This is a genomic window from Candidatus Eisenbacteria bacterium (assembly GCA_016867715.1).
In the GTDB taxonomy this organism is placed as follows: Bacteria; Orphanbacterota; Orphanbacteria; order Orphanbacterales; family Orphanbacteraceae; genus VGIW01.
In genome coordinates, this window is the sequence record VGIW01000002.1 from 1 (window position 1) to 26,560 (window position 26,560).

At 64.9% G+C, this 26,560-nt stretch carries 27 protein-coding genes; 17 read left to right on the forward strand and 10 right to left on the reverse strand.

What is annotated here, in order from left to right; genetic code table 11:
• Positions 1-33: 33 nt before the first annotated feature.
• From FJY73_00600 to FJY73_00615, 4 genes are all read right to left on the reverse strand, one after another.
• On the reverse strand, positions 34-729 hold the full coding sequence (locus FJY73_00600; protein MBM3319162.1) for a transposase: 696 nt from the start codon (positions 727-729) through the stop codon (positions 34-36).
• Positions 730-1,068: 339 nt separating this feature from the next.
• On the reverse strand, positions 1,069-1,542 hold the full coding sequence (locus FJY73_00605) for a fibronectin type III domain-containing protein (GenBank protein MBM3319163.1): 474 nt from the start codon (positions 1,540-1,542) through the stop codon (positions 1,069-1,071).
• Positions 1,539-2,807: an NTP transferase domain-containing protein gene (locus FJY73_00610; protein MBM3319164.1), complete on the reverse strand. Its 1,269-nt coding sequence runs from the start codon at positions 2,805-2,807 to the stop codon at positions 1,539-1,541. The genes FJY73_00605 and FJY73_00610 overlap by 4 nt, the downstream gene beginning before the upstream one ends.
• The gene (locus FJY73_00615) at positions 2,804-4,081 is read right to left on the reverse strand and encodes a glucose-1-phosphate adenylyltransferase (protein MBM3319165.1); all 1,278 of its coding nucleotides are present in this window, start codon (positions 4,079-4,081) and stop codon (positions 2,804-2,806) included. Before FJY73_00615 ends, FJY73_00610 begins: the two co-directional genes overlap by 4 nt.
• 451 nt (positions 4,082-4,532) lie before the next feature.
• On the opposite strand from FJY73_00615, the gene FJY73_00620 reads away from it, so the two are divergent.
• The 17 genes from FJY73_00620 to FJY73_00700 all read left to right on the forward strand — a co-directional run bounded on the left by FJY73_00620 (position 4,533) and on the right by FJY73_00700 (position 20,144).
• The gene (locus FJY73_00620) at positions 4,533-5,579 is read left to right on the forward strand and encodes a 4Fe-4S dicluster domain-containing protein (GenBank protein MBM3319166.1); all 1,047 of its coding nucleotides are present in this window, start codon (positions 4,533-4,535) and stop codon (positions 5,577-5,579) included.
• Entirely contained in the window at positions 5,572-6,414 is an 843-nt protein-coding gene (locus FJY73_00625; GenBank protein MBM3319167.1) for an FAD/NAD(P)-binding protein, read from the forward strand. The genes FJY73_00620 and FJY73_00625 overlap by 8 nt, the downstream gene beginning before the upstream one ends.
• 19 nt (positions 6,415-6,433) lie before the next feature.
• Entirely contained in the window at positions 6,434-7,222 is a 789-nt protein-coding gene (locus FJY73_00630) for an NADH:ubiquinone oxidoreductase (GenBank protein ID MBM3319168.1), read from the forward strand.
• Entirely contained in the window at positions 7,219-8,514 is a 1,296-nt protein-coding gene (locus FJY73_00635; protein ID MBM3319169.1) for a Ni/Fe hydrogenase subunit alpha, read from the forward strand. Before FJY73_00630 ends, FJY73_00635 begins: the two co-directional genes overlap by 4 nt.
• A gap of 13 nt (positions 8,515-8,527) precedes the next feature.
• Positions 8,528-9,022 carry a hydrogenase maturation protease gene (locus FJY73_00640; protein ID MBM3319170.1) on the forward strand — a complete coding sequence of 165 codons (495 nt, stop codon included), beginning with the start codon at positions 8,528-8,530 and terminating at the stop codon, positions 9,020-9,022.
• Positions 9,023-9,029: 7 nt separating this feature from the next.
• Positions 9,030-9,479 carry a cyclic nucleotide-binding domain-containing protein gene (locus FJY73_00645; protein ID MBM3319171.1) on the forward strand — a complete coding sequence of 150 codons (450 nt, stop codon included), beginning with the start codon at positions 9,030-9,032 and terminating at the stop codon, positions 9,477-9,479.
• Between the two features lie 18 nt (positions 9,480-9,497).
• Positions 9,498-9,851 (forward strand): hydrogenase maturation nickel metallochaperone HypA, encoded by a 354-nt coding sequence (locus FJY73_00650; protein MBM3319172.1) that lies wholly within the window; start codon positions 9,498-9,500, stop codon positions 9,849-9,851.
• 53 nt (positions 9,852-9,904) lie between these two features.
• Complete coding sequence (gene hypB / locus FJY73_00655) at positions 9,905-10,579, forward strand: hydrogenase nickel incorporation protein HypB (GenBank protein MBM3319173.1); 675 nt, start codon at positions 9,905-9,907, stop codon at positions 10,577-10,579.
• Positions 10,576-11,916 carry a PLP-dependent aminotransferase family protein gene (locus FJY73_00660; protein MBM3319174.1) on the forward strand — a complete coding sequence of 447 codons (1,341 nt, stop codon included), beginning with the start codon at positions 10,576-10,578 and terminating at the stop codon, positions 11,914-11,916. The genes hypB and FJY73_00660 overlap by 4 nt, the downstream gene beginning before the upstream one ends.
• 18 nt (positions 11,917-11,934) lie before the next feature.
• Positions 11,935-12,579 carry a tetratricopeptide repeat protein gene (locus FJY73_00665; protein MBM3319175.1) on the forward strand — a complete coding sequence of 215 codons (645 nt, stop codon included), beginning with the start codon at positions 11,935-11,937 and terminating at the stop codon, positions 12,577-12,579.
• An 87-nt stretch (positions 12,580-12,666) separates the two neighbouring features.
• A complete protein-coding gene (locus FJY73_00670) occupies positions 12,667-13,974 on the forward strand; it encodes a hypothetical protein (GenBank protein MBM3319176.1) in 1,308 nt (435 codons plus the stop codon).
• Positions 13,975-14,011: 37 nt separating this feature from the next.
• Complete coding sequence (locus FJY73_00675; GenBank protein MBM3319177.1) at positions 14,012-15,334, forward strand: saccharopine dehydrogenase NADP-binding domain-containing protein; 1,323 nt, start codon at positions 14,012-14,014, stop codon at positions 15,332-15,334.
• A gap of 59 nt (positions 15,335-15,393) precedes the next feature.
• Entirely contained in the window at positions 15,394-15,567 is a 174-nt protein-coding gene (locus FJY73_00680) for a hypothetical protein (protein MBM3319178.1), read from the forward strand.
• 167 nt (positions 15,568-15,734) lie between these two features.
• Positions 15,735-16,970 (forward strand): hypothetical protein, encoded by a 1,236-nt coding sequence (locus FJY73_00685; GenBank protein ID MBM3319179.1) that lies wholly within the window; start codon positions 15,735-15,737, stop codon positions 16,968-16,970.
• A gap of 9 nt (positions 16,971-16,979) precedes the next feature.
• Positions 16,980-17,768, forward strand: a complete 789-nt coding sequence (locus tag FJY73_00690) for a TSUP family transporter (GenBank protein ID MBM3319180.1) — start codon at positions 16,980-16,982, stop codon at positions 17,766-17,768.
• Positions 17,769-17,942: 174 nt separating this feature from the next.
• Positions 17,943-18,896 carry a sulfurtransferase gene (locus FJY73_00695; GenBank protein MBM3319181.1) on the forward strand — a complete coding sequence of 318 codons (954 nt, stop codon included), beginning with the start codon at positions 17,943-17,945 and terminating at the stop codon, positions 18,894-18,896.
• A 90-nt stretch (positions 18,897-18,986) separates the two neighbouring features.
• The gene (locus FJY73_00700) at positions 18,987-20,144 is read left to right on the forward strand and encodes a DUF819 family protein (protein ID MBM3319182.1); all 1,158 of its coding nucleotides are present in this window, start codon (positions 18,987-18,989) and stop codon (positions 20,142-20,144) included.
• A 182-nt stretch (positions 20,145-20,326) separates the two neighbouring features.
• Here FJY73_00700 and FJY73_00705 read toward each other — a convergent pair whose 3' ends face one another.
• From FJY73_00705 to FJY73_00730, 6 genes are all read right to left on the reverse strand, one after another.
• Positions 20,327-20,995 (reverse strand): hypothetical protein, encoded by a 669-nt coding sequence (locus FJY73_00705; protein MBM3319183.1) that lies wholly within the window; start codon positions 20,993-20,995, stop codon positions 20,327-20,329.
• Between the two features lie 7 nt (positions 20,996-21,002).
• Entirely contained in the window at positions 21,003-21,893 is an 891-nt protein-coding gene (phnD, locus tag FJY73_00710) for a phosphate/phosphite/phosphonate ABC transporter substrate-binding protein (protein ID MBM3319184.1), read from the reverse strand.
• A 415-nt stretch (positions 21,894-22,308) separates the two neighbouring features.
• Positions 22,309-24,360, reverse strand: coding sequence for a hypothetical protein (locus FJY73_00715; protein MBM3319185.1), 2,052 nt, complete (start codon positions 24,358-24,360; stop codon positions 22,309-22,311).
• A gap of 81 nt (positions 24,361-24,441) precedes the next feature.
• On the reverse strand, positions 24,442-24,789 hold the full coding sequence (gene bamE, locus FJY73_00720; GenBank protein MBM3319186.1) for an outer membrane protein assembly factor BamE: 348 nt from the start codon (positions 24,787-24,789) through the stop codon (positions 24,442-24,444).
• A gap of 79 nt (positions 24,790-24,868) precedes the next feature.
• Positions 24,869-25,564: a class I SAM-dependent methyltransferase gene (locus tag FJY73_00725; GenBank protein MBM3319187.1), complete on the reverse strand. Its 696-nt coding sequence runs from the start codon at positions 25,562-25,564 to the stop codon at positions 24,869-24,871.
• Between the two features lie 51 nt (positions 25,565-25,615).
• Positions 25,616-26,419, reverse strand: coding sequence for an NYN domain-containing protein (locus FJY73_00730; protein MBM3319188.1), 804 nt, complete (start codon positions 26,417-26,419; stop codon positions 25,616-25,618).
• Positions 26,420-26,560: the final 141 nt, after the last annotated feature.

Here is a 26,560-nt window from a genome sequence, read left to right on the forward strand (position 1 = left end):
ACCTTGGTCGCTTTCGACAGTTCCGGTGCCAGGCTACCGAACCTTGGTCGCTTTCGAGGATCCTTGGGCTCTTCCTCGCAGAGGCCCGGGTTGTTTGGGTCGGAGAACCCGACCGAGCGCCGTCTCCAGATGGTTCAGAAACAGATCCGATCCACACGGTCGTCCGGTCCGGGTCCTGAGCCGGAGAACAGCTACCCCCTTTTCGTCCAAGCCCTCGCTCAGCCACGCGCGCCAGTCTTCGATCACACCGGGGGGAGGAAAACCGGAAGAGAGAATCGCATCCGCCCAGAGACCACAGTGCGACGCCGCGCTCGACCAGGGATAGTCTTCGGCTTTCTCCACCATCCCCGCACGCACCGGATTCTGTTCCACATAGCGGACCGCCTTCCAGAGGTGCACCTCGTCCAAGGGACAGGAGAAGAACCGACCCTGCCACAAGTGGCCTCGGAGTCCCTGCCTGCCAAGGAAGTACCGGGAGTACTTCGTATGAGCATCATGAATCGTCCGGGTCAGGGACTCCGTCGCTCGCGGCACCACCACATGATGCACATGGTTGGTCATCAAACAGTAGGCCCAAACCTCCAAGAGGTGCTTTTCAGCATAGCAATGGAAGAAATCCAAATACGCTTCCCGGTCCTCATCGGACAGGAAAACGGTAGATCGGAGGTTTCCTCTCTGGGTCACGTGAAAAGGCAGGTCCGGCAATACGACTCGGGGCAAACGACCCATTCACCCTCTCCCCACACCGCAAGCACGCGAGCCCCTTCCGCGCGAGCAACAACAGATTCTACGGGAACCGAGCCTCCGGGAGAAGTTCTTCCTGAGGTTCGGTAGCCTGGCACCAGAACCCCTGGCACCAGAACCTCCCTCCCAGAACCCGTGGCACCAGAACCCGCCCAGAACCTGGCACCAGAACCCGAGGTTCGGTAGCCTGGCACCAGAACCTGCACCAGAACCTAACACCAGAACCTAATCGGTGAACGGCTGGGTCCTTTAGTGTTGAACGGTCGTTCAGGTGGAAAGAAATGCAATTCCGTCGTGATCCAGAGCGCGGTTCCGCGGAAACCGCTACTTCTTTCCGAGCGAATCCGTGACCGCGGAGTCCGGATCGGAGATGGGGGACCAGTTGGGCCTCTCGTCGGCGGTGCGGATCGCGAAGTAGTATTTCGTCGCGGGGGAGAGCTTCCGCACGACGAGGCTATCCGCTTCGCCCGGATTCGCAGGGTCCGGCTCGCCGACCGCCTGAAACGCGTCCACCCAGTTCGACGCGCGCGGAACGAACTCCGACGAGTAGCGGATGTCGTATTGACTCGCACGCCCCTCGATCCCGTTGTCTCCCGGCGCCGTCCAACGGAGCGTCGCGCTCGAGCAGGTGACCGACGCGACCGCGAAGTCCTCGATCCGCGCGGGCGCGGTCGAGTCGCGCATCCAAGCGGGGTTCTCCTCGTGCCCGCAGGAGAGATTCACGAGCAGGAGCCAAGCGCCCGCGAGCGCACAAAGCGCGCGCGCGAAGCCCGGCCGTTCGATCAATCGCTTCTTCATTCTCCTCGATTCCTGATCGTGCTCCCCGCCTCGATCGATCGGGATGGAAAGAGGCCCTCGTCCGCGTGCGGAAACACGATCGCGTTCGTTCCGACGATCGCGCGGTCCGGAACGACCGCGTGCTTCCCGATCACCGTGAGCCCCGTGAAGAGATGCTCGGGGAACTCGCGGTTCGCGGGCGCGCCGTCGTCTCCTCCGCCGATCGAGGCTCCCTCGCCGATCGTCACCTTCTTGTCGGCGATCGCGCGCGTGACGTTCGCGTCCTTTCCGACGCGCGTGTCGTGCATCAAGACCGAGTCGACGACCCGCGCCCCGCGCGCGACGAACACGCCCGGCGAAAGGACCGAGCGGACGACCTCCCCCTCGATCACGCATCCGGGCGAGAGGAGCGACTCGACGGCTTTCCCCGCGGGAGCGATCCGCGCGGGAGGACGATCGCCGAGCCGCCCGATCTCCTCGAGGTTCGTCCGCACGCGCCACTTGTGGAGGTCGACGCCCGACGCAGAGTCGAGCAGATCCCGATTGGCTTCCCAATACGCCTGAAGCGTCCCCACGTCTTTCCAGTATCCCTCGAACGGATACGCATAGACCCGGTCGTTTCCGACCGCCGACGGGATGAGATCGTGGCCGAAGTCGTTCCCCTTCATCGTTCTTAGCGCGTCGAGAAGATACACCGCGTCGAAGGCGTAGATTCCCATCGACGCGAGGTTGCTCGACGCCTTCTCCGGTTTCTCCTGCCACTCGACGATGCGGCCGCTCGCGTCCGTGCGGGCGACGCCGAAGTGGCGCGTCTCCTCCCAAGGGACCTCGCGCATGGCGATCGTGAGGTGCGCCCCGCGTTCGCGATGGAAGCGGAGCATCGGTCCGTAATCCATGGAGTAGATGTGGTCGCCGGAGAGGATAAGCACCTGGTCCGGATCGCCGCGCCGCATGTGGTCGATGTTCTGGCGGATCGCGTCGGCCGTCCCCTTGTACCAATCCGCATCCTGCTCGCCCGTGCGCGGCGGGAGGATCTTGACCCCGCGCGTCCGTCCGACCATGTCCCACGGCTCGCCCGTGCCGAGATGCCCCATCAGCGAGAGCGGTTTGTACTGGGTGAGCACGCCGACGCTCCCGATTCCGGAGTTCATCACGTTGGAGAGGGTGAAATCGATGATGCGGTACATCCCGCCGAAGGGGACCGCCGGCTTCGCGCGGAGATGCGCGAGGATGCTGAGACGCGTTCCGCCTCCGCCCGCGAGGAGCATGACGGCCGTATCCCTCATGTGATCAGCTCTCCCGACGCGTACGACGGGCGGTGGAAGTGCTCGGGGCTGAAGCGCGGCCCGACGACGCAGTTCCGTCCGATCCGAATCCCCTGGGGGACGTGCGCCTTCTTCCCGACGAGCGTGATCCCCGATGAAAGAAGATCCGGGAACGATCGGTTCGGCGTCAGGTCGTCGCCCGCGCCGATGCGGACGTTCCCCTCGATCACCGCCTTCTCGTCGACGATCACGCGGTCGAGGCGCGCGCCGGGGCCCACCTTCACTTCCGGAAAGAGGATCGAATCGCGCACGGACGCTCCCTCGGCGATCCGGCAGCCGGGGGAGAGGATGCTCCGGACGACCTCGCCGCCGACCACGCATCCGGCGCTCACGCGCGAGTCCGACACGCGCGCGCCGGGAAGAAAGAGCGAGGGAGGGCGGTCGCGGAGATGCCGGTCGTCGAGGTTCGTCCGCACCTGCCACTCGTCGAGATCGACGCGCGGGTTCTCCCCAACGAGGTCCATGTGGGCGCGCCAATACTCCTCGATCGTGCGCCCGTACGCCCAGTAGCCGCGATGGCGGAAGCCGTACACGCGGTGCCGGCCGAGCATCGCCGGAATGATGTCGCGCCCGAACTCCCAGGAGCTTCCCCGGCGCGCGTTCTCCGCGACGAGGCGCGCGAGAAGATCAGGGCGAAAGAGATAGACGGTCATCGAGGCCCAGTTGCCGGAGGGCGCCTCCGTCTTCTCGGCGTATTCGAGAAGCCGCCCGCCCGTCGCGCCGTCCTCCTCGTCGATCGTCCCGATTCCGAATCGGTGCGCCTGATCCCTCGGAACCTCGATGAAGGCGGCCGTCATGTCCGCTTTCTTCTCCTGGTGATAACGGATGAGACCACGATAATTCATATGATAAACATGATCGCCGGAGAGAATAAGGACGAGATCCGGCTGGTGCTGGTCCATGAACTCGAGGTTCTGGTAGACGGCGTCGGCGGTCCCTCGATACCAGTCGGTGTCGGCGTGCCCCTTTTGCGGAGAGAGAAGCGTGGCGCCCCTGTCGCGCCCGACGAGATCCCAGGAGGCGCCGATCCCGACGTGGTGGATGAGCGACGACGATCGATATTGCGAAAGGATGCCGACCCGTTCGATCTCGGAGTGCATGAGGTTGCTGAGCGCGAAGTCGATCACGCGGTACATCCCGCCGAAGGGGAGGGCGGACTTCGGCCGCTCGAGCGTGAGGACGGAAAGCTCGTCCACCCGCCCGCCGGCCAGGATCATCGCGAGCACACGGCACATAGCGACCTCGCGTTCCGGGAAGGGGCGCTCGGATGGTACCAAATACGGGATCTCTCGCCTACCCCCGGGGCGCCTGCCGGGCGTCTTTGCCAAAATGGCGAGGAACGAGCGCCGCTCCCGGATATTCCGACCGACACGCTTCGACGTTTCCGGTGGACGGGAAGGCCCGAATCGCGATATTCTTCTCATTCCTAAGAAGATACGCGGTGAAGCCGCGGGCGGGCTCTCTGGCATAACGGATGCAATCCGTGGAACTTGCAGAGCAGAGGGCGCGGGCGCGCCTAGGGACCGAAGGGCGGCCCGTCGCGCCGCGGCGATCACGGCACTTCTCGTTCGCCAGAGTCGATTCTGGCGGGTCGGACACTCGATTCGGACGGTCCATTCGGGAAGTTCGGTCCTCCCGCCCGCGCGAAACCGCGCGGCCGGGGGTTCCGAGCGAAGGAGGAACATCATGCGGGATTGGGTCCTCGAGAGGGCGAGCCTTCCCTCCTTCATCGACTTCCTGTCGAAGAGATGGAAGGTGGTCGCGCCTCAGCGCCGGAACGAGATCCACGAGTTTCGCGAGCTCGAGGATCCGGCCGATCTTTGTCTCGACTATCCCACGACCATGCTCCCGCCGTCGCGCGTCTTTCTTCCGGACGGGGAGGTTCTCTATCGCTTTCAGCCGAACAGCCCGGGCTCGGCGGCCGCCGCGGCGGAAGAGAGACCGATCGCGCTCTTCGGCGTTCACACGTGCGACCTGGAGGGGATCTCGGTGATGGACGAGATCTACCTCGCCGCGCCGATCGATCGCGCGTACGCGCGCCGCCGCGAAGGGGCGTTCATCGTCGGGATCGAGTGCGCGGGCCCGTGCGTCGAGGAGAACCTCTGCGCGGACAAGGGAACGAACCACACCGAGAGGGTCTACGATCTTCTGCTTCACCCGGTCGACGAGAAGCGTTTCGTCGTCTGGGGGCGCACGAATCGTGGGAACGACGTCGCGGAGGAGAGCGGTCTCTTCCGCCCGGCCACGCACCAGGACCACGCCGCTCTCGACGACTTCCGCGCGGCGCAGGCGAGGATGTTCCGCCCGAAGTTCGGTCTCCGCCCGGATGAGCTATCGGCGCGCGTGCGCGCGAGCTGGGACGATCTGCTCTGGGTCGCGCAGTCGAGGCTCTGCATTTCGTGCGGGGCGTGCAACGTGGTCTGTCCGACTTGCCACTGCTTCACGACGCGCGACCATCTTCCGATCCGCGAGGACGGTCTCGGCGAACGTTGCCGCTACTGGACCGGCTGCCAGCTCGAGAGCTTCGCGAAGGTGGCGAGCGGGGAGAACTTCCGCGAGAAGAAGTCGCAGCGTCTCCGCCACCGCATCTTCAAGAAGGAAGTTTACGGAATGGATCGTTTCGGCCGGAGCGGCTGCGTCGGGTGCGGGCGGTGCGGGCACTTCTGCCCCGCCGACATCCGTCTGGTCGAGATCTTCGGTCAGCTCTCGGGGAAGGAGGTGACCTATGCCTGAGGTCCTCGCACCCGTGCCGATGATCGATGTCCCGGTGATGGCGAAGCTGAGGAAGATTCGGACTCTCACCGCGCGCGAAAAGCTCTTCGACGTGGAGCTCTCCGGGGGGCTCGCCCTGAACCACAAGCCGGGGCAGTTCGTCGTCGTCAGCGTCTTCGGAAGCGGGGAGGCGCCGATCTCGGTGAGCTCGCCTCCCAATCCGGGAAGCCCTTCGTTCCAGCTTTGCGTGCGCGACGCGGGATCGCTCACGCACCACATGCACGCATTGAGCGAGGGGAGCCCGATCGGCATCCGGGGTCCTTTCGGCAACGGCTTCCCCATTGAGGACCTCGAGGGGAACGACATCCTCTTCATCGCCGGAGGGCTCGGCCTCGCGCCGCTCCGCTCCCTGATCCGCCACGCGCTCGAGCGCAGAAGCCGTTTCGGAGGGCTCACGATTCTCTTCGGCGCGCGGAACCCGGGCGAAAGGCTCTTCCGCGAGGAGCTGGAGGAGTACGCGAAGGACAAGACGATCCGCTTTCTCGAGACCGTCGATGTCGGAGACGACGCATGGACCGGCCGCATCGGCGTGATCACGACGCTCCTCAAGGGCCTGGAAACCCGTCCGCGGAGCACGGTGGCGGCGGTGTGCGGCCCGCCGGTCATGTACAAGTTCGTCGTTCTCGAGCTTCTCTCGCGCGGCTTCCTCGAAGGGCGGATCTACATGTCGCTCGAGAGGCGGATGTGCTGCGGGATGGGGAAATGCGGCCAGTGCCAGATCAACGGAGTGTACGTCTGCAAGAACGGACCGGTTTTCCGATACCTGGACGCCAAGCGGCTTCCGGAAGCGCTCTAGCCGGGGGGGAGACACGATCATGAGCAAGCCGAAAGTCGGCGTCTTCAGCTTCGCGAGCTGTGAAGGATGCCAGTTACAACTCTTGAACATCGAAGATGAACTCCTCGACCTTCTGGGGCGGATCGAGATCGTGAACTTCCGCGAGGCGATGGACGAGAAGCGCGACGACTACGCGATCGCGCTGGTCGAGGGATCGATCGTGACGGAGATCGACGTCGAGGAGGTTCGGAAGATCCGGGGGAACGCGGCCTTTCTCGTCACGATCGGAGCGTGCGCGGTCACGACCGGCCTGAACGGCATGCGGAACTCCGTCGCGGCACGGGAGGCGTGGAAGCGCGTCTATCCGGATCGGGACTTCGATCCGGACGTCGCCCCGGAGGTGAGGCGGGTCTCGGAGGTGGTCAAGGTCGACTTCGAGATCCCGGGATGCCCGATCGACCGAGGCGAGCTGCTCTATGTGCTGACGACGCTTCTCCAGGGGCAGGTTCCGCGTCTTCCCGCGACGCCGGTCTGCGACGAGTGCCGCCGCGCGGGGAACCCGTGTTTGCTCGACCGCGGGATCTACTGCTTCGGTTCGATCACGCGAAGCGGCTGCCGCGCGATCTGTCCTGCCTTCGGCGAGAGCTGCTGCGGCTGCCGCGGGCTCCTACACGGCGCGCCGATCGAGGAGTTGATCGAGATCCTGGACAAGAAGGGATACTCCCGCGAGGAAGTCATCGTCCGCATGAATCAGTTCAACAGCCGCGACGACCAGGTCAAACCGCTCACCGGCGAGCTGGGGCGGCTTCGCAAGGAGGTGGCGGCATGAAGAAGCTCGAGGTGAACGTGCACCATCTGACCCGGGTCGAGGGGCACGGGAACATCAAGGTGCGCGCGTCGAACGGAAAGATCGAGGAGCTGAGGCTCGAGATCGTCGAATCGCCGCGTTTTTTCGAATCGATGCTGGTGGGACGCTACATCGACGAGGTGCCGCACATTACTGCGCGGATCTGCGGCATCTGCGCGCTCGGACACTCGACCGCCGCGGTCCGCGCCGCGGAGAACGCGCTCTCCTGGAAAGTTCCGGACGAGGTGATGTGGCTCCGCCGGCTCCTCATGGACGGCGAGACGCTGCAGAGCCACATCCTGCACGTCTACTTTCTCGTCGCGCCGGACTTCTTCAACGTCGGGAGCGTGATCCCCCTCGCGTCCACGCATCCCGAGGCGGTGAAGAGAGCTCTTCGCTTGAAGAAGGTCGCCAACGAGATGTGCGACATCCTCGTCGGTCGGAAGATCCATCCGGTGTCGATGGCGGTCGGCGGGTTCACCTACTGGCCGACGAAGAAGGATCTTTCAAGGGTGAAGGAGCTGCTCGAAGGCGCGCGTTCCGATCTGGACGAGACGGTGAAGCTCTTCGCCGGAATCGCGCCCCCCGCCCTGGAAAGCCCGACCGAGTACGTCGCCCTCCGCTCGGAGGGGGATCGCTACGAGTTCGTTCACGGCCGCGTGGCGAGCTCGACCGGCGAGTCGGTCGAGGAAAGGGACTACGCGAAGCTGATCACCGAAAGGACCGTGGGGCACAGCTCGGCGCGCCACGTGGCGACGAAGCGCGGCTCTTACGCGGTCGGCGCGCTCGCGCGCTACAAGCTGAACCACGATCGATTGACCCCTTGGGCGGCGGACGCCGCCAAGAAGCTCGGCCTCACGCCGAAGGCGACGAATCCCTTCCACAACAACACGGCGCAGATCGTCGAGAGCTTGCATGTGGTCGACGAAGGGATCGAGATGATCGGCCGGCTCATGAAGGTGAAGAGCCCGCCGGTCTACGCGCCTCTCAAGAAGAAGGCCGGGAGCGGCGCCGCGGCGGTCGAGGTCCCGCGCGGAATCCTCTTCCATCACTACGAGACAAACGACAGCGGGATCGTCGTCCGCGCGAACTGCATCATTCCGACCGGGCAGAACCAGGCGAACATCGAGATGGATCTTCATCGGTTCGTGCCGGCGCTGATGCAAGGAGGAAAGAACCAGGACGAGATCACGCGCGCGTGCGAGATGCTCGTCCGCGCGTACGATCCGTGCATCTCCTGCTCGGTGCACTTCCTGGAGGTGGAGATTGTCTGAGGAGCGTCTCCTCTTGATCGCCTTCGGGAACCCGCTCCGCCGCGACGACGGGGTGGGGCTCGCCGCGCTCGACGAGCTGAAGAGGCGCAGGTTGGAGCGGCCCGGGCTCGATTGGGTGGACGGAGGCGTCGGGGGGATCGACCTCCTCTCGCTTTTGGAAGGTTACGACCGTGCAATCGTGTTGGACGCGGTTCTCGCGAGGGAGGAGCCGGTCGGTACGATCGTCGAGGCCGGTCTCGAGGACGTTCGGTTCCTCCTCCGGCCGCGGCTTTCGCTTCACAATCTCGATCTCGGAACCGCGTTCGAGCTCGCGCGGGCCCTCGACCTCGATCTCCCGCGCGTGGAGTTCATCCTGATGCGCGTGCGGGAGGTCGGCCCCGGCGAAGGACTGACCGAAGCCGCCCGATCGGCGCTCCCGGCCATGGCGGAGGCGGCCGCCCGCAGGATCAACGGTTTCGCGAACCGGAAGAGCCGCGCGATCGCGGCCGAAACGGGTGAGGAGGGATGAAGAAACGATGAAGACGGCGGATCTGTCGAAATTCCCGATCTTCTCGGGGCTGACCCCGCAGGAAGTGCAGAAGATCGCCGCGATCAGTGAAGAGGTCTCGTTCCCGGACGGCGAGGCGATCTTCCGCGAGGGAGATCGTTCCTTGTTCCTGTATCTCATCCTGAGCGGGAGGATCTCCCTTCGCATGTCCCTTCCGAATCAAAAATCGCTGGCGATCGGAACGCTGGAGCCGGGCGAGGAGCTCGGCTGGTCCTCGGTTCGCAGAAGCAAGCCCTACACGGCGACCGCCGTCGCGATCGGCACGGTCGAGGTCGTGCGCATCGCGGCCGAGAGCCTCACGAAGGTGTTCGAGTCGGATCCGCGAATCGGCTACTACACGTGCCGGGGGCTTCTCGGGATCGTCGCGGAGCGCTTGGAGGAAGCGCGGCTCCGGATCGCCAACATGCAGACCGGATAGATCGCGTGTTGGTGGTTCATGCATGAAGCGAGCGTTGCGGAGGCGATTCTCGACATCGCGCGCCTGGCGGCGTCCGGCCATCCCGGCGCGCGGATCGTGCGGGTGAACGTCCGCGTGGGAGCTTTCGCCCACATCGACGACGAGGCTCTTCGGTTCGCCTTCGACGTGCTGAAGGAAGGGACGGCCTCGTCGGGGGCGGCGCTCGAGATCGAGCGGGAACGGCTTCAGGGGCGTTGCTCGGCGTGCGGGACCTCCTTCGAGGCCGGGTCTCCCGAGAACGCGTGCCCGGGGTGCGGGAGCTTCGAGGTCTATTGGAGCGGCGACGGAGGTTCGCGCGTCGTCTCGATCGACGTGGACGACGGAACTTCCTGAGACCGGCGGGAGGGGCGCGACTCGGCGGTTCTTCCCGCGCGCGAGAGGATGAGATGGAAAGGCCGAGGACCACGGTCCGCATTCTGGAGAAGATCAGCAAGGCGAACGATGTGATCGCGGCGGAGAACCGGAGCGAGTTTCTCGCGCGCGGTCTCGCGGTGATCAACCTTCTCGGGTCGCCCGGATGCGGGAAGACGACCCTCATCGCGGCGACGGCGGCTCGACTCCAAGCGCGGCCGATTGCCGTCGTCGAGGGGGATGTGGCCGGGAGCGTGGACGCGGAGTTTCTTGCGGGGAAGGGGCTCCCCGCGATCCAGATCAACACGGGGGGCGGGTGCCATCTCGACGCGGGGATGGTCCGCGAGGCGATGCGCGCGCTCGTGCCCGCTGAAGGTTCGATCGTCTTTATCGAGAATGTCGGGAACCTGATCTGCACCGCCGGCTACGATCTCGGCGAGCAGATTCGGGTTCTTGCGCTCAGCACGCCGGAAGGCGACGACAAGCCGCACAAGTACCCGGGTATCTTCGCCTGCGCCGAGGTTCTTCTCATCACGAAGAGCGATGTAGCTTCCTATGTCGGTTTCGACTCGCAGGCGCTTCGACGGCGCGCCCTCTCGCTCAACCCCGGTCTCGTGATCTTCGAGGTTTCCGCCGTAAAGGGAGACGGGATGGATGCCTGGTGCAACTGGCTCGCGGCCCGGGCGGGGGAGAAGAAATCATGCGAATGAACGCGACGTATCTTCAGCAATTTCTCTCCGATTCGGCGAGGAAGGCGAAGCGCTCCGAGATCCGCGAGCTTCTGAAGCTCACCGCAAGGCCGGAGGTCATCAGTCTCGCCGGCGGGCTTCCGTCTCCCGAAACGTTCCCGCTCGAGGAGATCGCGGAGCTCGTTCCGGGGATGCTCCGCCGTTACGGCGCGGCCGCCCTGCAATACGGGCCGACCGAGGGGGACATCGGTCTCCGCGAAGAGCTTCAGAAGATGATGGCCGAGGACGGACTGCCGGATCTCTCGATCGACCGGATCCTCGTCACGTCCGCGAGCCAGCAAGGTCTCGACCTCACGGGGCGCGTGTTCCTCGCGCCGGGGGACACGGTCGTGTGCGGACTTCCGAGCTACCTCGGCGCTCTCGGCGCATTCGCGGCATCGGGCGCGCGCATGACGGGGATCGTCGAGGACGACGAGGGGATGCCCCCCTCCAAGCTCGAGGAGCGCCTGATCGCGCTCCGCCGCCAGGGGATCCGGCCGAAGCTCGTCTATCTCGTTCCTGATTTCCAGAATCCCTCCGGCGTGACGCTCTCGCTCGCCCGTCGCTTGGACATCCTCTCAATCGCTTCGGAGTTCGATCTTCTCGTCCTCGAGGATAGTCCCTATCGGCAGCTCCGCTATGTCGGCGAGCATGTGCCGAACATGAAGAGCCTCGATCGGGACGGACGCGTCATCTCGCTCTTCACGTTCAGCAAGATCCTCTTCCCGGGGCTCCGGCTCGGGTGGCTCGTCGCCGACGAAGAGGTCGTGAGCCGCTACGTCGTGGCGAAGCAGCCGGTCGATCTCTGCACGAGCGCCCTCACCCAGCTTCTCGCGCGGGAGTACCTGAAGACAGGCCGTCTCCCCGCGCAGATCGAGAGGACGAAGGATCTCTACCGCGAGAAGCGAAGGGTCTTCCTCGAGACGATCGAGAAGGAGATCGATCCATCGTGGGGCGTTCGATGGACGCGGCCGGAGGGAGGGCTCTTCCTTTGGATGACTCTCCCCGAGGGGATGAGCGCGCGCGCCCTCCTCGATCTCGCGCTCAAGGAGAACGTGGCGTTCGTCTGCGGAGGCGCGTTCCACTGCGACGGGAGCGGGGAGAACACGCTTCGCCTCAACTTCAGCTATTCCGCGAACGAGCAGCTTGTCGAGGGCTTGCGGCGCATCGCGCGCGCGATCGAGAAGATGATCCGCTCGCGATCCTCCGCGGAGGATGTCCTGCACGCGGAAGACCCGGCCGCTCTCCCCGTGCATCACGGAGTCCACTCGCTCGAACAGCTTTCCTGGAACCTCGGACTGTCGGAAGTGGTCGAGTAGCGCGCGAAGGAGTGTGCGATGACGAAATGCCCGTACTGCAATCACCAGCCGAGCGAGAGCGCGCGTTTCTGCGAAAACTGCGGAGCGATCCTGCAAAGGAACGATCCGGCCTATCAGCTCGCTTATGCGCATCGTCTCGAAATGGAAGGACGGTTCGGCGAGGCGATTGCCGAGTACGAAAAGCTGATCGAGAAAGGGGTGATGCGCGAGCAGCTCCCCGCCCTACGAAAGCACCTCGGGAACCTGCATTTCCGCATGGGGCATCTCCGGCGCGCGAAGGAGCACTTGCGGGCCGCGTGCGAGATGGAACCGGGGAACGCGGCGTTCTGGCACGATCTCGGGGTCGTGGAGTATCACGGGGCGGAGTTCGACGACGCGATCGCCGCCTTTCAAGAAGCCCTCGTGCGCGACGCGGACTTGCTTCTCGCGTATTTCTGGCTGGGGAACGCTCTTTATCATCGCGGAAGGAACGACGAGGCGATCGAGGCCTTCGGGGAGCTTCTCGACCGCTACCCGAACTTCATGGTCGGGCACTTCCATCTCGGCGTGATCCACGCGAGGCGCGGAAACGTCGAAGAGGCGGAAGGCCATTTCCGCAAGATTCTGCAGAAGAACCCGGAGGCGGCGGCCGCGCAGTTCTACGTTACCCCCGAATCTTCTTAAGGGGCGCTCGTCTCGGGCGGCGTTCGAACCATTCGAGCGGCCGCGGGGAACTGCTCGAAGGCCGCGAGGCGTTCGACGGAGAGAGAGATGAACACAATCGGGATCCGGAGAGAGGACAAGAGCCGCTGGGAGCGAAGAACGCCGATCATTCCCGAAGCGGTGGCGAAGCTCGTGCGGGAAGGCATCCCCGTGCGCGTTCAGCCGTCGGACAACCGGATCTTCCCGAATGAGGAGTTCGTCCAGGCGGGCGCGACGGTGAACGAGGATCTCTCTCCGTGCTCGATCGTTTTTGGAGTCAAGGAAATCCCCGTGCGCGCCTTTCGGGAAGGGACGGCGTACGCTTTCTTTTCGCACACGATCAAGGGACAGAGCTACAACATGCCGATGCTTCGCCGGATGATGGAGCTCGGATGCCATCTGATCGACTACGAGAAGATCACCGACGCGGAGGGGAGGCGGCTCGTCCTCTTCGGCTATCACGCGGGCCTCGCGGGGATGGTCGAGACTCTTTCCGCCGTCGGGCTCCGGCTCCGTTGGGAAGGTTACGAGACCCCGCTCGCCTCGATCCGGAGCCCCCACGAGTACGATTCCATCGACCACGCGACGGAGGCGATCGCGAGAGCGTCGAGGGAAATCGAGGCGGGGAACTGGCCGGATGAGCTTCGTCCGTTCGTCGTCGGCTTCGCCGGCTACGGGAACGTCTCCCGGGGAGCGCAGTATGTCTTCGACTTCCTCGATCCCCGCGAGGCGGACCCCGCGGAGCTTCCGAGAATCGGCGCCGAGACGGCGAGCCCCAATCCTTTCGTGAAGACGGTCTTTCACGAGAGGCACATGGTGGAGCCGATCGAGGAGAGCCGCCCGTTCGATCTCCAGGAGTACTACAGGGAGCCGTCGAAGTACCGCGGGGTCTTCGAGAAGCACCTTTCCTGTCTCGATGTTCTCGTGAACGCGATCTACTGGGAGGAGAAGTACCCGCGGCTCGTCACGTGCGAGCACGTGAGACGAACGTGGAAGGAGGGACAGCCGCGGCTCCGTGTGATCGGCGACATCAGTTGCGACATCAACGGATCGATCGAGTGCACCGTCCGCCCGACGGAGCCCGGAGCTCCCTGTTATGTTTACGAACCGGCGCGGAACCGGCATCTCGACGGAGTGGAAGGGGAGGGGCCGGTGATCATGGCGGTTGACATTCTCCCCGCCGAGTTGCCGAGGGACGCCTCGCACGTGTTCAGCCGGGCGCTCATGCCGTTCCTCCCCGCCCTCGCGCGGGCCGATTTCTCCAAGGAGATCGAAAACGCGGGTCTCCCCGACCCGATTCGCAAGGCGGTCATTCTCCACAAGGGGAGGCTGACGGAAGGCTACCGCTATTTGGCCTCGTACGTCGGCCGGGAATGATCTGAAGAAACCCTAGGATCAACAGAGGAAGCAAGACATGAAGCGAGTTCTCGTCCTCGGCGCGGGTCTGGTCGCGAAACCTTTGGTTCGTTATCTGCTCGACCAGCGCGGTTTTCGCGTGATCTGCGCGAGCCGCACGGTGTCGAAAGCGGAAGCGCTCATCGGGGGGCATGAGCGGGGTGAAACGAAGCCTCTCGATCTCACTGATCCGGGGGCGCTTCCGTCGCTGGTGGCGGATTCCGATCTCGTGATCAGCATGGTGCCTTACACGTTTCACGTGCAGGTGGCGGAGCTCTGCATCGCGCACAAGAAGCAGTTCGTCTCGACTTCGTACGTGAGCCCGGCGATGAAGGCCCTCGATGGGAAGGCGCGCGCGGCCGGCGTGATGCTCCTCAATGAGATCGGACTCGATCCGGGGATCGACCACATGTCGGCGATGCGGGTCTTCAACGACGTGCGGAGCCGGGGAGGGAAGATCAAGAGCTTCATGTCGTACTGCGGCGGGCTCCCCGCGCCGGAAGCGAACGACAACCCGCTCGGCTACAAGTTTTCGTGGTCGCCGCGCGGGGTGCTTCTCGCCGGGAAGAACAGCGCGAGATACCTCAAGGACGGCAAGGTGCGCGAGATCCCGTCGGAGAACCTCTTTCTCGATCGGTGGCCGCTTCGCGGCGTGCCGGGGGCGGGGGACTTCGAGGCGTATCCGAACCGGGATTCGATCGGTTACATCGACATTTACGATCTGAAGGATTCTGCGACGGTCCTCCGAGCGACGCTACGGAATCCGGGTTGGTGCGAGACGCTAAAGTGCATCGTCGATCTCGGCTTGCTCGACACCGAGGAGAAGGACCTTGGCGGTCTCACCTATGGCGGAATGATCGATCGGCTCGCTCCCGGAGGCGGGGACCGGCGCGCCCGCGCGGCGAAGAAACTAGGGATGGCGGAGGGCTCGACCGCGATTCGGAACATCGAATGGCTCGGTCTCTTCAAGGACGATGCGATCCCCCTGAAGAAAGGGGGGTTCATCGACGTTCTCACGCACCGGATGCTCGAGAAGATGTCGTACAAACCCGGCGAGCGGGACATGATCGTTCTCCATCACGAGTTCGTCGGGGAGTTCGACGGCGGCAAGAAGGAGAAGATCGCATCGACGCTCGTCGACTTCGGCTTCCCGAAAGGCGATTCGGCGATGTCCCGGACGGTCGGCTATCCCGCGGCGATCGCGGCCCGTTTCCTTCTCGAAGGAAGGATCGAGGGGAGCGGCGTGCACATTCCGGTCGCGCCGGAGATCTACCATCCGGTTCTGGGCGAGCTCGATCGTCTCGGCATCAAGTGTGTGGAGAGGACGGAAACGCTTCGGTAGTTCGGCGAGATCGCATCCTCGATCGAGGCCCGGGCGCGCTCTACCCGCTCATCGCGCGGATGGTCGAACGCGGCTGGCTGAAGCGCACGAGCGGGGCGAAGGGCGTCCCAAGCCCTCGCAAGGCGTATTCGATCACGAACAAGGGTCGAAAGGTCCTCGCGATCCTCTCCGACCCGATCGAGGAGCTTCACCGAGAGATCGTGCGCGGAGAGAAGGGAACAAGCGGTCGATGAGAATGAGAGCACAAGTGCCCCCCGGCCTTCTCTCGTGGGGACCCGTTCGCTGCCTTGTCCGGTCACCCATCTTCCCCGTTGGAGTTCAGATCGCCTTCCTCGGCGCCGTCGCGGCGCTCGCGGCGAACGGGTGGCGCGTAGGCGCCGGCCGAACGCCGGATGAGCTCATGGTTCTTCGGAAGACCAATCTCACCACGCTCTTTGTCTGGGGTCTCTGGTGGCCCGGGATGATCGCCGCCGCCCTCGCGTTCGGGAGGGTTTGGTGCACGGTCTGTCCGATGGAGCTGGCGAATCGGGCCGGGGACGCTCTTGCCCGTCTCGGGGGCTGGCCGCGCGCTCGTCTCGGAAAGATCCTTCGCGCCGGATGGCTCGTCGTCTTCATCTATCTTGTCCTTCAGTTCCTCGTCGCGGGGGCCTCTCTTCACCGAAACCCCCACCTGACCGCAGTCATGCTCCTCGCGCTTCTCTGGCTCGCGCTCGCGGCCGGTGTGTTCTTCCGCGAGCGCCGGTCCTTTTGCAGGGCGTTCTGCCCCGCTGCGGCGCTCCTCTCCGCCTACGGACGATACACTCCGGTTCAGCTCGAAGCGCGCGATCCGTCCGTCTGCGAGGCGTGCGAGACCAAGGAGTGCGTGCGCGAGGCGAATCGCGACCGCTTCGACAAGCGGAGCTGTCCATCCCTCCTCGTCCCGTATCGGCGCGCCGCGTCCGATGGATGCGTGCTCTGCCTCCAGTGCGCGAAGGTCTGCCCGCACGGGAACATGGATTTCGGACCGACCGCGGCGGACGCGCCCGTCCGACGGAAAGCGCTTCTCCTCCCCTACGAGGCGGCATTCGTATTAGTCGCATTCGGTTTCGTCGCGCACGAGGTCATCGGCGAGGTGAAACATTTGGATCGGATCTTTCATGCAGTTCCCCTCCGCCTCAATGCTCTCTCTCCGGGAGTCCCGTTCGGATGGTTCGAGGCCGTCTGGTTTCTCGCGATCTTCCCGCTCGCGGCATGGGCGGTCGTCGCGGGCGCCGCGTTCGTCGCGGGGCATCGCGGGGGACTCAAGAACCTCCTTCTCGCGGCGGCCACCGGCGCCGCCCCGATCGTCGCCGTCGCGCATCTTGGAAAAGCTGCGGCGAAAGTCTCCTCGTGGAGCGGCTTCCTCCCGCTCGCGATGCGCGATCCACGCGGGACCGAGACGCTCGCCCGGCTGGCGGGGGGCGGTCTTCCCGCTCCCAAGTCATTCGTCGAGCTCTCCGTTCTCGGATGGGCGATGATCGCGCTCGTGTTTTTCGCAGGGTGGATTGCGGCGCGATGGAGCCGCGGCTTGCCGGCCGATTCGTTCGTCGCCGCTCGCGCCGGTCTTGGGATCTCGTTCCTTCTCTTCGCGGCCGTGTTCGCCGTCTGGATTCGGTAGGAGGTCCGGGTGGACTTCGCGATCGTCTCGTTCGCGGCTCTCTTCGCTTCCGCGCTCGCCTTCTTCAGCGGGTTCGGTCTTGGGACGCTCCTCCTTCCCGTCTTCGCCCTCTTCTTCCCCGTCGAGGTCGCCGTCGCGGCCACGGCCGTCGTGCACGGGGCGAACAACATGCTTAAGATCGCCGTCGTCGGGAAGCATGCGGACCGCGATCTCGTGCTCCGTTTCGGACTGCCGGCAATCGCGGCCGCGCTCGCCGGCGCCGCGCTTCTTGGATACGTCGCCGGCTTCGGCGAGCTGGCCAAGTACCCGGTCGGCGCGCGGACGGCGATCGTCACTCCGGTCAAGCTCGCGATGGGAATCCTCATGCTCGTCTTCGCGCTCTTCGAGCTCCTCCCGCGGTTTCGAGCGATCGAGTTCGGCCGCAAGTACCTCGCGCTCGGCGGCGTTCTCTCCGGGTTCTTCGGCGGCTTCTCCGGACATCAGGGCGCGCTTCGTTCCGCGTTTCTCGTGCAGACAGGGATCTCGACTCAGGCCTTCGTCGGAACGAACGCCGTCATCGGGTTTCTGGTCGATGCGATGCGGATCGCGACCTATGCTGCTCTCTTCCTTCTCAATGGGATGAAGAACCCGATCGGACCGGAAGAGCGGTCGCTCGTTCTCGCCGGCGTTCTCGCCGCTTTCGCGGGCGTTCTCGTCGGAAAGAACCTCTTGCCGAAGATCACGATGAGTGCGGTGCGGACGCTGACCGGCATCCTTCTTCTCGTCATCGCCCTCGCTCTCGGCTCGGGCATCATCTGACGGATCGGTCCGTCTCCCCCGGCGCGCCCGCTCGACCGGCGGCGCGGCTTTGCATTGATTACGAATACCCTCTGAACCGATCTTCCTCCGCCGGCGGGCGCCGCGGGCCGTGCGCTCCGAGATGGCCGGCCGAACCCGCGGCGCGGCGGCTCATGGATCGACACGGAGGTCTGCATGAACGAACACTGGACCCGGGGCTACGCGTTCCCGGAGGTTCTCGTCTCGACCGAGTGGGTTGCCGCGAACCTGGACAACCCGAAAGTCCGCATCGTGGAATCGAACGAAGACCCGCTCCTCTATCGCGCGAAGCACATCCCCGGCGCGGTCGAGGTGGACTGGACCCGCGATCTCAACCATCCGATCGTTCGCGACTATCTGAGGCGAGACGGCTTCGAGAAGCTCGCGGGCCGTGTCGGAATCACGCGGGATACGACCGTGGTCTTCTACGGCGACAAGAGCAACTGGTGGGCGTGCTACGCCTACTGGATCTTCAAGCTCTTCAACCATCCGACCGCGCGGATCATGGACGGAGGAAGGCCGAAGTGGGAGAGAGAGGGACGTCCGATGACGAAGGAGATCCCGTCGATCGCGCCCGCGAAGTACGAGGCGCCCGAGCGGGACGATACCGTGCATCGAGCCTTCCGCGACGAGGTGCTCGCGCACATCGAGGCGGGAAAGGCGCTCGTCGACGTGCAGAGCCCCGAAGAGTATTCGGGAGAGCGTCTTCACATGCCCGACTATCCGAACGAGGGGGCGCTCCGCGGAGGGCACATCCCGGGAGCGTTCAGCATTCCCTGGTCCCGCGCGGCTCATCCCGAAGATGGAACGTTCAAGAGCGCAGAGGAGCTCCGGAAGATCTACGTCGACGAGAAGGGTCTTTCGGAGACGGACGACATCATCTTCGCGGTGGAGAACCCGCAGGGAATCTCCGCGAAGGCGCTCGCGGTGATCCTCGACGAGGGTTTGTCGGGCGAGCCGCCCGAGACGATCGCCGGCGTCTCTCCGGACATCGTTACCACGATCTTCGATCGCGAGCTCTCGATGGGCAAGAGCCTCGGGCTCATGGGCATGGTCCACATGGCGCTCTCGCTCGCCCGCAGGCGCACGGCTTCGAAAGCGGGCGGATAGGAACAAGCGCGGCGGTCCGCGCGGCGATCGCGCTTGTCGTCCCGCTTCGCCCTCCGCTAAGATCGGCGGAAACCCGAGGGAGGGAAGCGCGTGATCTCGTCGCCGGCCGCCGTTCTCACGGTTCTTTCCGCGCTCGCGGCGTTCTTCTTTTGGCTTGAAGCGCGGACGAGGTGGCGTCTCTTTCAATACGCGCCGCCCCTCCTCTTCATCTACGGCATCCCGGTGGTCCTTTCGAACACGGGCGTGATCCCGACCGAGAGCCCGGTCTACTCCGGGATGCGCGCGATCATGCTCCCCGTCTTCCTCACGCTCATGCTCCTCTCGCTCGACTGTCGAAAGGCGGTGCGCGTGATGGGACGAGGGATCTTCGTAATGCTTCTTGGGAGCGCGGGGGTCGTGATCGGCGCGCCGATCAGCTACGCGATCGTGAAGGGCGGTCTCTCTCCGGATGCATGGAAGGGCTTCGGCGCGCTCGCGGGGAGCTGGATCGGCGGAACGGGGAACCTCGCGGCGGTGGCGGGAGCACTCGACACGCCCCCGGAGGAGATGGGGCTCGCGGTCCTCGCGGACAACCTCGTCTACGTGATCTGGCTGCCGATTCTTCTTGGTTCAAAGAACTGGGCGGATCGTTTCAATCGGTTCACCGGCGTTCCAGAGGAGCGTCTCTCGCGCATGGAGGAGGCGGCGAAGTCGATCGAGAGGGAGGAAGGAGCGCTCGGGATGCGGGATCTTCTCCTTCTCGCGACGCTCGGCTTCGCGGTCGCGTGGGCGGCGAAGGGGATCGCGGGCCGGGTTCCCGCGTACGAGCCGGTCCTCTCCAAGGGAACGTGGGAGATTCTTCTCGTCACGACGTTCGGGATCCTTCTCTCGTTTACGCCCGCGAGGAGAATCGCGGGGAGCCAGCCGCTCGCGATGGCGATGGTCTATCTCTTCGTCGCGTCGATGGGGGCGCGGGCGGAGCTTTCGGGGCTCGGTCGCGCGCCGTGGTTCGTCGCCGGCGCCTATATCTGGATCCTCGTTCACGGGATCGTGATCGTGATCGCTGCGCGGATCTTCCGCGTCGACGCGCACACCGCGGCGATCTCCTCGGCGGCGAACATCGGCGGGATCGCGTCCGCCCCGATCGTCGCGGCGCACCACAAGAAGACGCTCGTGCCGGTCTCGATCCTGATGGCGCTGATCGGATACGCGATCGGGAACTACTGCGCGATCGTCGCCGCGCAGCTCTGCTTCTGGGTCAGGGGATAGCCGGGGGGAATTCGGTACCTGATACCCCATTTCCCCCAGGAAGCATTCCCAACGGTCGAGTCATGGCTCGGAAATAGGGCATCGGAAATAGGGTATCAGGTACCGAATACAGATGAGCCCCGCCTCTCGGCTCCGGAGCCTCTGGCGTTCGAGGGGAATCCCGGTCACCCGTCTCTTGGAAATCACTTCGCGGCGATCAGGTGAAGCGCGAGGCCCGCGCCGAGGAGAAGCCCCGCGGCGAAGGGGATCCACGGAAACGAAATCGGGACGCCACCCGCGTAGATGAGCGGGTGGTTCGCCATGAACGCGTAGAGGAGAAGGGCGAGCGAGAGGGCGCCGAGAAGCCAGTGAACCTTCCGCACGCGGATCGGAGCGGCGCGTCGCTCTCGAACGGCGATCGCGGCGCCCGCCGCGATGAGGAACACCGAAACGAGGACCGGTGCGAGAACCGGTCCCGTCCAGATGAGCGGGATGAGAAAGAGAACGTCCCACGTGAGGAGCGACCCCGGCCAACCGAGCGTGACGAACAGGCTGAGGTAGAAGACGATATCCCACACCCCGAAGAGAAACGCGAAGTGCCCGAAGCGCTCCCAGCGAGTCTTTCCCGCGAGGTGGGCGACCGCGGCGAGCATCGCGAGCGTCGCCGCCTCGCGCGTGATCTCGACCGTCGCGTGATCGAGGGATGCGAGAAGGAGCGGGAAGCGGAAGCCGTCCGGGTAGTAGATCTCTCGAAGATAGACGACGACCGCCGCCTCGAGATAACCGAACGCGGCTCCGAAAACGGCGAGAGGAAGAAAGCTGCCCGCCAGGGAGGCGCTCTCCCCGCGCCCTCCGAAGACTGAAGAACCCACCGCGCCCCTACCGGCGGTCGGGGAAGAGGAGGCTTGCCTCGCGGACCGACTCGTAGTCGCCGCTCTCCGCGTCCACGAGGTAGTCGACCTGATAGAGATCGGTGAGGAGCTTGCGCCCCTTTTCGTCCTCGCCCATCCGGAGGAGGATCTCCAGTACCTTGTTCGTGACCTTCGGGTTCTCTTCGATATAAACCTTCGATCCGGTGATCGTGTCGCCCGGGATCGGCTTCGTGTAGAAGATCGCCTTCACGAGGCGGCGTTCCTTGGCGTTCAGGTATTGCGTCCAGGCGCCCCGCTGGTTCTCGGTGTCGTTCGCGAAGACGGCGCCTGCGTCCACCACGCCGTCCACGACCGCGCGAACGAGCTCGTCGTATCCGCCGATGAACGAGTTGCTCGCGAAGTAGGTGTCCGTGTCGATCCCCTCCGCGTGCAGGGCCGCTTTCGTGAAGATGTAGCCTGCGGTGCTGCTCGGGTAGGTCCACCCCATTCTTTTCCCGCGAAGGTCCGCGAGGCTCTCGATCCCGCTCCCCTTCCGGACGATGATCGCGCCCCAATAGAACGGGTTCGCCCCGCGCACCGACTTGAGGAGAACCCGTGCGTTTTTCTTCTGCTCCGCCTTCACGAAGCTGAGCGGAGAGAGCCAAGCGAAATGGACTTCGTTCTTCGTGATGCCGTTGATGAGGTCCTCGTAATCCCGGCTGACCACCGGCTCGAAGTCGTAGCCGGTCTTCTCGGACATGTACGAGCAGAACTCCTTTGCGAGGATGGAGAGCTGCTCGCGGTTGTGCGACGGATAGAACCCGAGACGAACGGTCGTCTTCTCCTTCGCGTCGAGCGGAAGCGCGGCGAGAATGCCGAGACTGAGAACAAGGGAGAGAGGAATCGGGAGCCTTCTCATTGTGCACCTCCAGGCAACGGGGTCCCCGATCAATGCTAGACCTCCAAGGGGTGCTCGTAAACGAGATTCGGTGAGTGGGGGGCGGTTCTAGAAGAGGACGGATCCGATCGGGTGGGAACGGAAAGCTCCGGAGCCGAGGGTGAGGCTCGCTTGCTCAAACATGCCGCGCGCGGCGCGCGGCAACTCGCCGCTCTGCCTCGCCCCCGTCTCCGGAGCAAGACAAACCTGGGCGCGTGAGACCCGCCGTCCACCAACGCAACCACGGCGGGTGGCGGCCACGGGCGCCTGCTCGCGCGTAGGCCACCAAGTGCGTAGGCGCGACTGGCCGGAGCGCGAGCGGGCTGTGGCCGACAGGACCCGCCGTCCGAAGACCGAGCCACGGCGGGTGACCGCGGCAAGTGTCCGCGAGGAGGGCTTACCTCACGAGATGCAGCTTCCTCGTGTCGCTCCGCTCGCCGGCGGCAAGACGGACGAGGTACGTGCCGCTCACGACCGGCCGCGAGCGGTCGTCTGTTCCATCCCAACGCGCCTCGTGGTCTCCCGCTGAACGCTCGCCGTCGGCGAGCGTCCGCACGAGACGCCCGTCGAGCGAATAGACCCGGAGCGTGACGCGCGCCCTCTCGGGGAGGGAGAAGGGGATCGTCGCGGCCGGGTTGAACGGGTTCGGACGAGGAGCGCTGATCGCGAGGCGGAGGGGAGGAGCCGCTCCGGCGACGGAGGTCGCCACCTCGTTCGCCTGGTCGAGGAGCCAATCTTCCGGATCGAAGAGGACCGCGTTCGGCTCGGCGGTCACTTCAAAGATGAAGCGATTGACGGCGGCGTCGACCCATCCGACGACGGTCGTGTCGCCCCCTTCGGTCTCGATTCGAAAGTCGACCGGCATCGTGTAGATCGGGCCGACGCTCTGCACCTGGCGTGTATCGATCGTCACGCGAAACACGCCGGGAGACGTTTCCTCGGCGATCCACCCCCAGTCGAAGACCGGGTGCCCGCCCTGATAGATCCACTGGTCGAAGAACCAATCGAGGTCGGCGCCGAAGACGCCTTCGCACGAAGCGACGAAGTCGTGGGTCTTCGCGTCGCCGTACGCGTGGTCGGCGAGGTAGGCGTTCAGGCATGCGAAAAAGAGAGAATCCCCCACGACGTGCCGGAGCATGTGAAGAACCGCGCCCCCCTTCTCGTAGGAGACCGTCCCCCACAGGAAATCCGGGTCGTAGATCGGGTAGGTCAGGTTGTGCGCGTTCATGAGATAGGGCCGCATGATGCTGTTCGTGACGTACGATCGGTAGCTCGCCTCGCCGTGGGCCCATTCGCGCCAGAGCGCCTCGCAGTAGGTCGCGAAGCCCTCCGAAAGCCAGACGTCCCGCCAGTCGCCGTAGGTGACGCAATCGCCGAACCACTGGTGCGCAAGCTCGTGGGAAAGGATGTCGTCATAGAGCGTGTCGCCCGTCATCAGCGCGATGCTATGGAAGACGCACGTCTGATGCTCCATGTCGCCGATCGGGGTCGTCACGAAAGAGAACTTGTCCCCCGGGTACGGATACGGCCCGAAAAGATCCTCGAAGGCGGCCATCATGAGGTCCACGTTCCGGAACGTGCCCCCGGCGAGGTGGGCGTGCGTGCGGTGGACGTAGTAGACGATGCGCGGGTCGGCGCCGTCGGGGATCGCGTCGTACTTGGCGATCGAAACCGCCATGAGGTAGGTGGCGATCGGATGGTCCTCGCTCCAGTACCAGGTGTTCGTTCCGGCGACGGAGTCGACGACGACGCTGTCGAGCGTGCCGTTCGCGACACCGACCTTCGCGAGCGAAGTGGTGACGATGATGTCCGAGGTCGCCTTGTCGCACGGCTGGTCGACGCCCGGGAACCACGTTCTCCCCATCGACGGCGGATCGGTGTAGAGCCCGACCCCCATGCTGAAGTCGGTGATCGGCGGCGCGTCGTAGATCCAGAAGCCCCCGAACCCGCCCGCCCCCTCGTTCCAAGGAGCTCCGCCGTAGACGATTCGGACGACCGCCGTGTCGGTCGCGGGAAGCGGTTCGTCGAACGCGATGAGAAGGGTGTCGCCGTCGTGCGTGTACGCGAGGGGCGTCGCGCCGAGAAAGACGCCCGAGACGACGAGATCCTTGAGATCGAGACGAATCGACTCGAGCGCTTCCTTCCGGCTCGCGATCGTGACGAACGCGTCGCCGGCGAGGGTTCCGCCCGCGTGGTTCACGTTCAGGCGAAGCTCGTAGTGGACGACGTCGAAGGAGTCCGGGCAGGCGGTCGGCTCGGTCCGGAGCGCCTTCCCCCGCGCGCGCTCCTCGACAAGCCGCGCGGAGAGCCTCTCCGTTTCGCCCGGGCTCTCGCCCGCGACGATGCGGTCCTTGGGGCGGAGACCTCCAAACTCGGCGGCGAGGGCGGCGCCGAGGAGAACGAGCGCGACGGGAAGAACGACGAAGAGAACGGCTGCGGGACGCCTCATGGGGGTCTCCTTTCCCGGAGAAACCGGTCGTCACTGGTCGGGGAGCCGATCTCTATTCTATCACAAGAGGACGCCGCGAGGCTATCGCTTGCGAAGCGGGGATTCGCCCTTGGGCTCCTCGGTTTCAGTTGTATTGAACGTATACGATCGAACGATCATGTTTTCATCGAAACGAACCACGAGGTCTTTGGTCCTGTCCTCTCCGAAGAGAGAGTAGCGGTACTTTCCGTAGGTCCACGTCGGGTTCCCGTCCTCGATCCCGGTCCGCCAAGGATCGCCGAACATCTGCCGGACCTCCTCGCTGGTCGTCTCGCCGATACGGAGCTTCCACACGCGATCGCTTGGGAAATCGCGGCCCACGCTGGCGCAGGCCAATCCAATCAACGAGGCGGCAAGGAGAGAGAGAAAGAGAGCGCGGCTCATCGTCATCGACGCGACTCCTCATGCCTCCCGCACCGGGGCGGGAGGGTCGAAGAAGGTCCATCCCGGGCAGCGAACCACTCGGGGCTCATTCGACGCTGATGATACAGAAGAGACTCGAGCTTGCCACCTCTTCGATGCGGACCGGAAGACCGAGAGGGGAGACGAGGTCCCGGAAGGCGTCCGCCCCGACCGTCTCGAGGCGGAGGCCGTCCTTGCAGGCGATGACGCCGTTCCGCGTCGCCTCCTCGTCAATCGCTCCGACGAGCCCGCGCGCAGCTTGCGCGCGAAACCACTCGAGCCTCCCTTCCCAGAAGCGTTCCGCGTAGCTCGAGAAGAGAACGCGCCCGCCCGGCCTCGTGACGCGCACGGCTTCCCGGACGAGCGCTCTTCGGTCGACGTGAAACGCCGCGATCCCGTTCTGCGCCGAGACGGTGAGATCGAACGTGCGGTCAAGAAAGCCGAGCCCCGCCGCGTCCATACACGCGAGGCGCGCGCGCCGCTCGCCGCGAAGAACCTCGCGGGCGAGGAGCAAGCTCTCGATCGATGTGTCGATCCCGAAGAGCGCGCGCCTCGGCGCCGCGAGGGCGCCAAGCACCCGCCCGTATCCGCACCCGAGCTCGAGGATCCGGCCCTCGCGCGGGGCGCTCCTCTCGATGAACGCGATCTCATCCTCGAGGTACGCGCGCGCGCGCGGAGGGGCGGTCAAGTAGACCTCGCGGAGGCGTTCCCCCGAGAGCTTCTTCGCGTAGTAGCCGGCGAAGGGGTTTGGTCGGTCGCCCATGCGGGGACTCCAGAAGGGGAACGGCGAACCGGCGGCGGCCCCGCCGGCGGATCAGGAGCGCCTGCTCCGCCCCCCGCCGTAGTCGAGCCGCGTGACCACGTAAGTGCCGCTCCGCTCGTCGGTCTTCAGCGCGATGTAGCCGGCCTTCTCCGCGTCCTCGAGAAGATCGCTGAAGCTCCGGTAGCCGTGGCTCGCCTCATTGAACGAAGGGCGCTTCCGCTTCATCGTGTCTTTGACGAGCGAGGAATAGATCACGCCGTAGTTCTCCCGCTGAAGGGCGCGGATGGCGTCGAAGAGGAGAAAGAAGACCTCGCGCTTCTCTTTCGGGATCTTCTTCCTCTCGGCGGGAGCCGGTTCGGGTTCTTCGGCCGCCCCGAGATCCTCGTAGTAGAGAAACTCGTCGCAGTTCTCGGCGAGAAGCTTTGAGGTCGAACCTTTCATGCCAAGACCGATGACGTACTTGCCGTTCTCCTTGAGCTTCGCGACGAGCGGGGCGAAGTCGCTGTCTCCGGAAACCACGACGAACGTGTCGATATGCTCCTTGCTGTAGCTCAGGTCCATCGCGTCGACGCAGAGGCGGATGTCGGCTGAGTTCTTCCCGGTCATCGAGCGCTTCGGGATCTCGATGAGCTCGACCCCCGACTCGTGGAGTTGGTGCGTGTACTCGCGGAAGCTTCCCCAGTCGGCGTAGGCGGTCTTGACGAGCACCTTCCCCTTTTCGAGGAGCCGATCGAGGACGCGATGGATGTCAAACGCCGCGCCCTTGCGCCCGGTGAAGCCGAGCGCGAGGTTTTCGAAGTCGATGAAGACGGCGAGATTGCGCGCCAAGGCGCCAGGTGCCGCGGTTTGGGCCATCGGGAACCTCCCGGATCCGGATCGTCGCCCGAATCCTCCCGGCCCATTCTTGCACTTCGATTCCGTGGACACCATACCTATTTCCCGGGGGTTGCGTGAGACAACTAGGATGTCTCCGAAAACTGGAAATAGGTTTGGCGT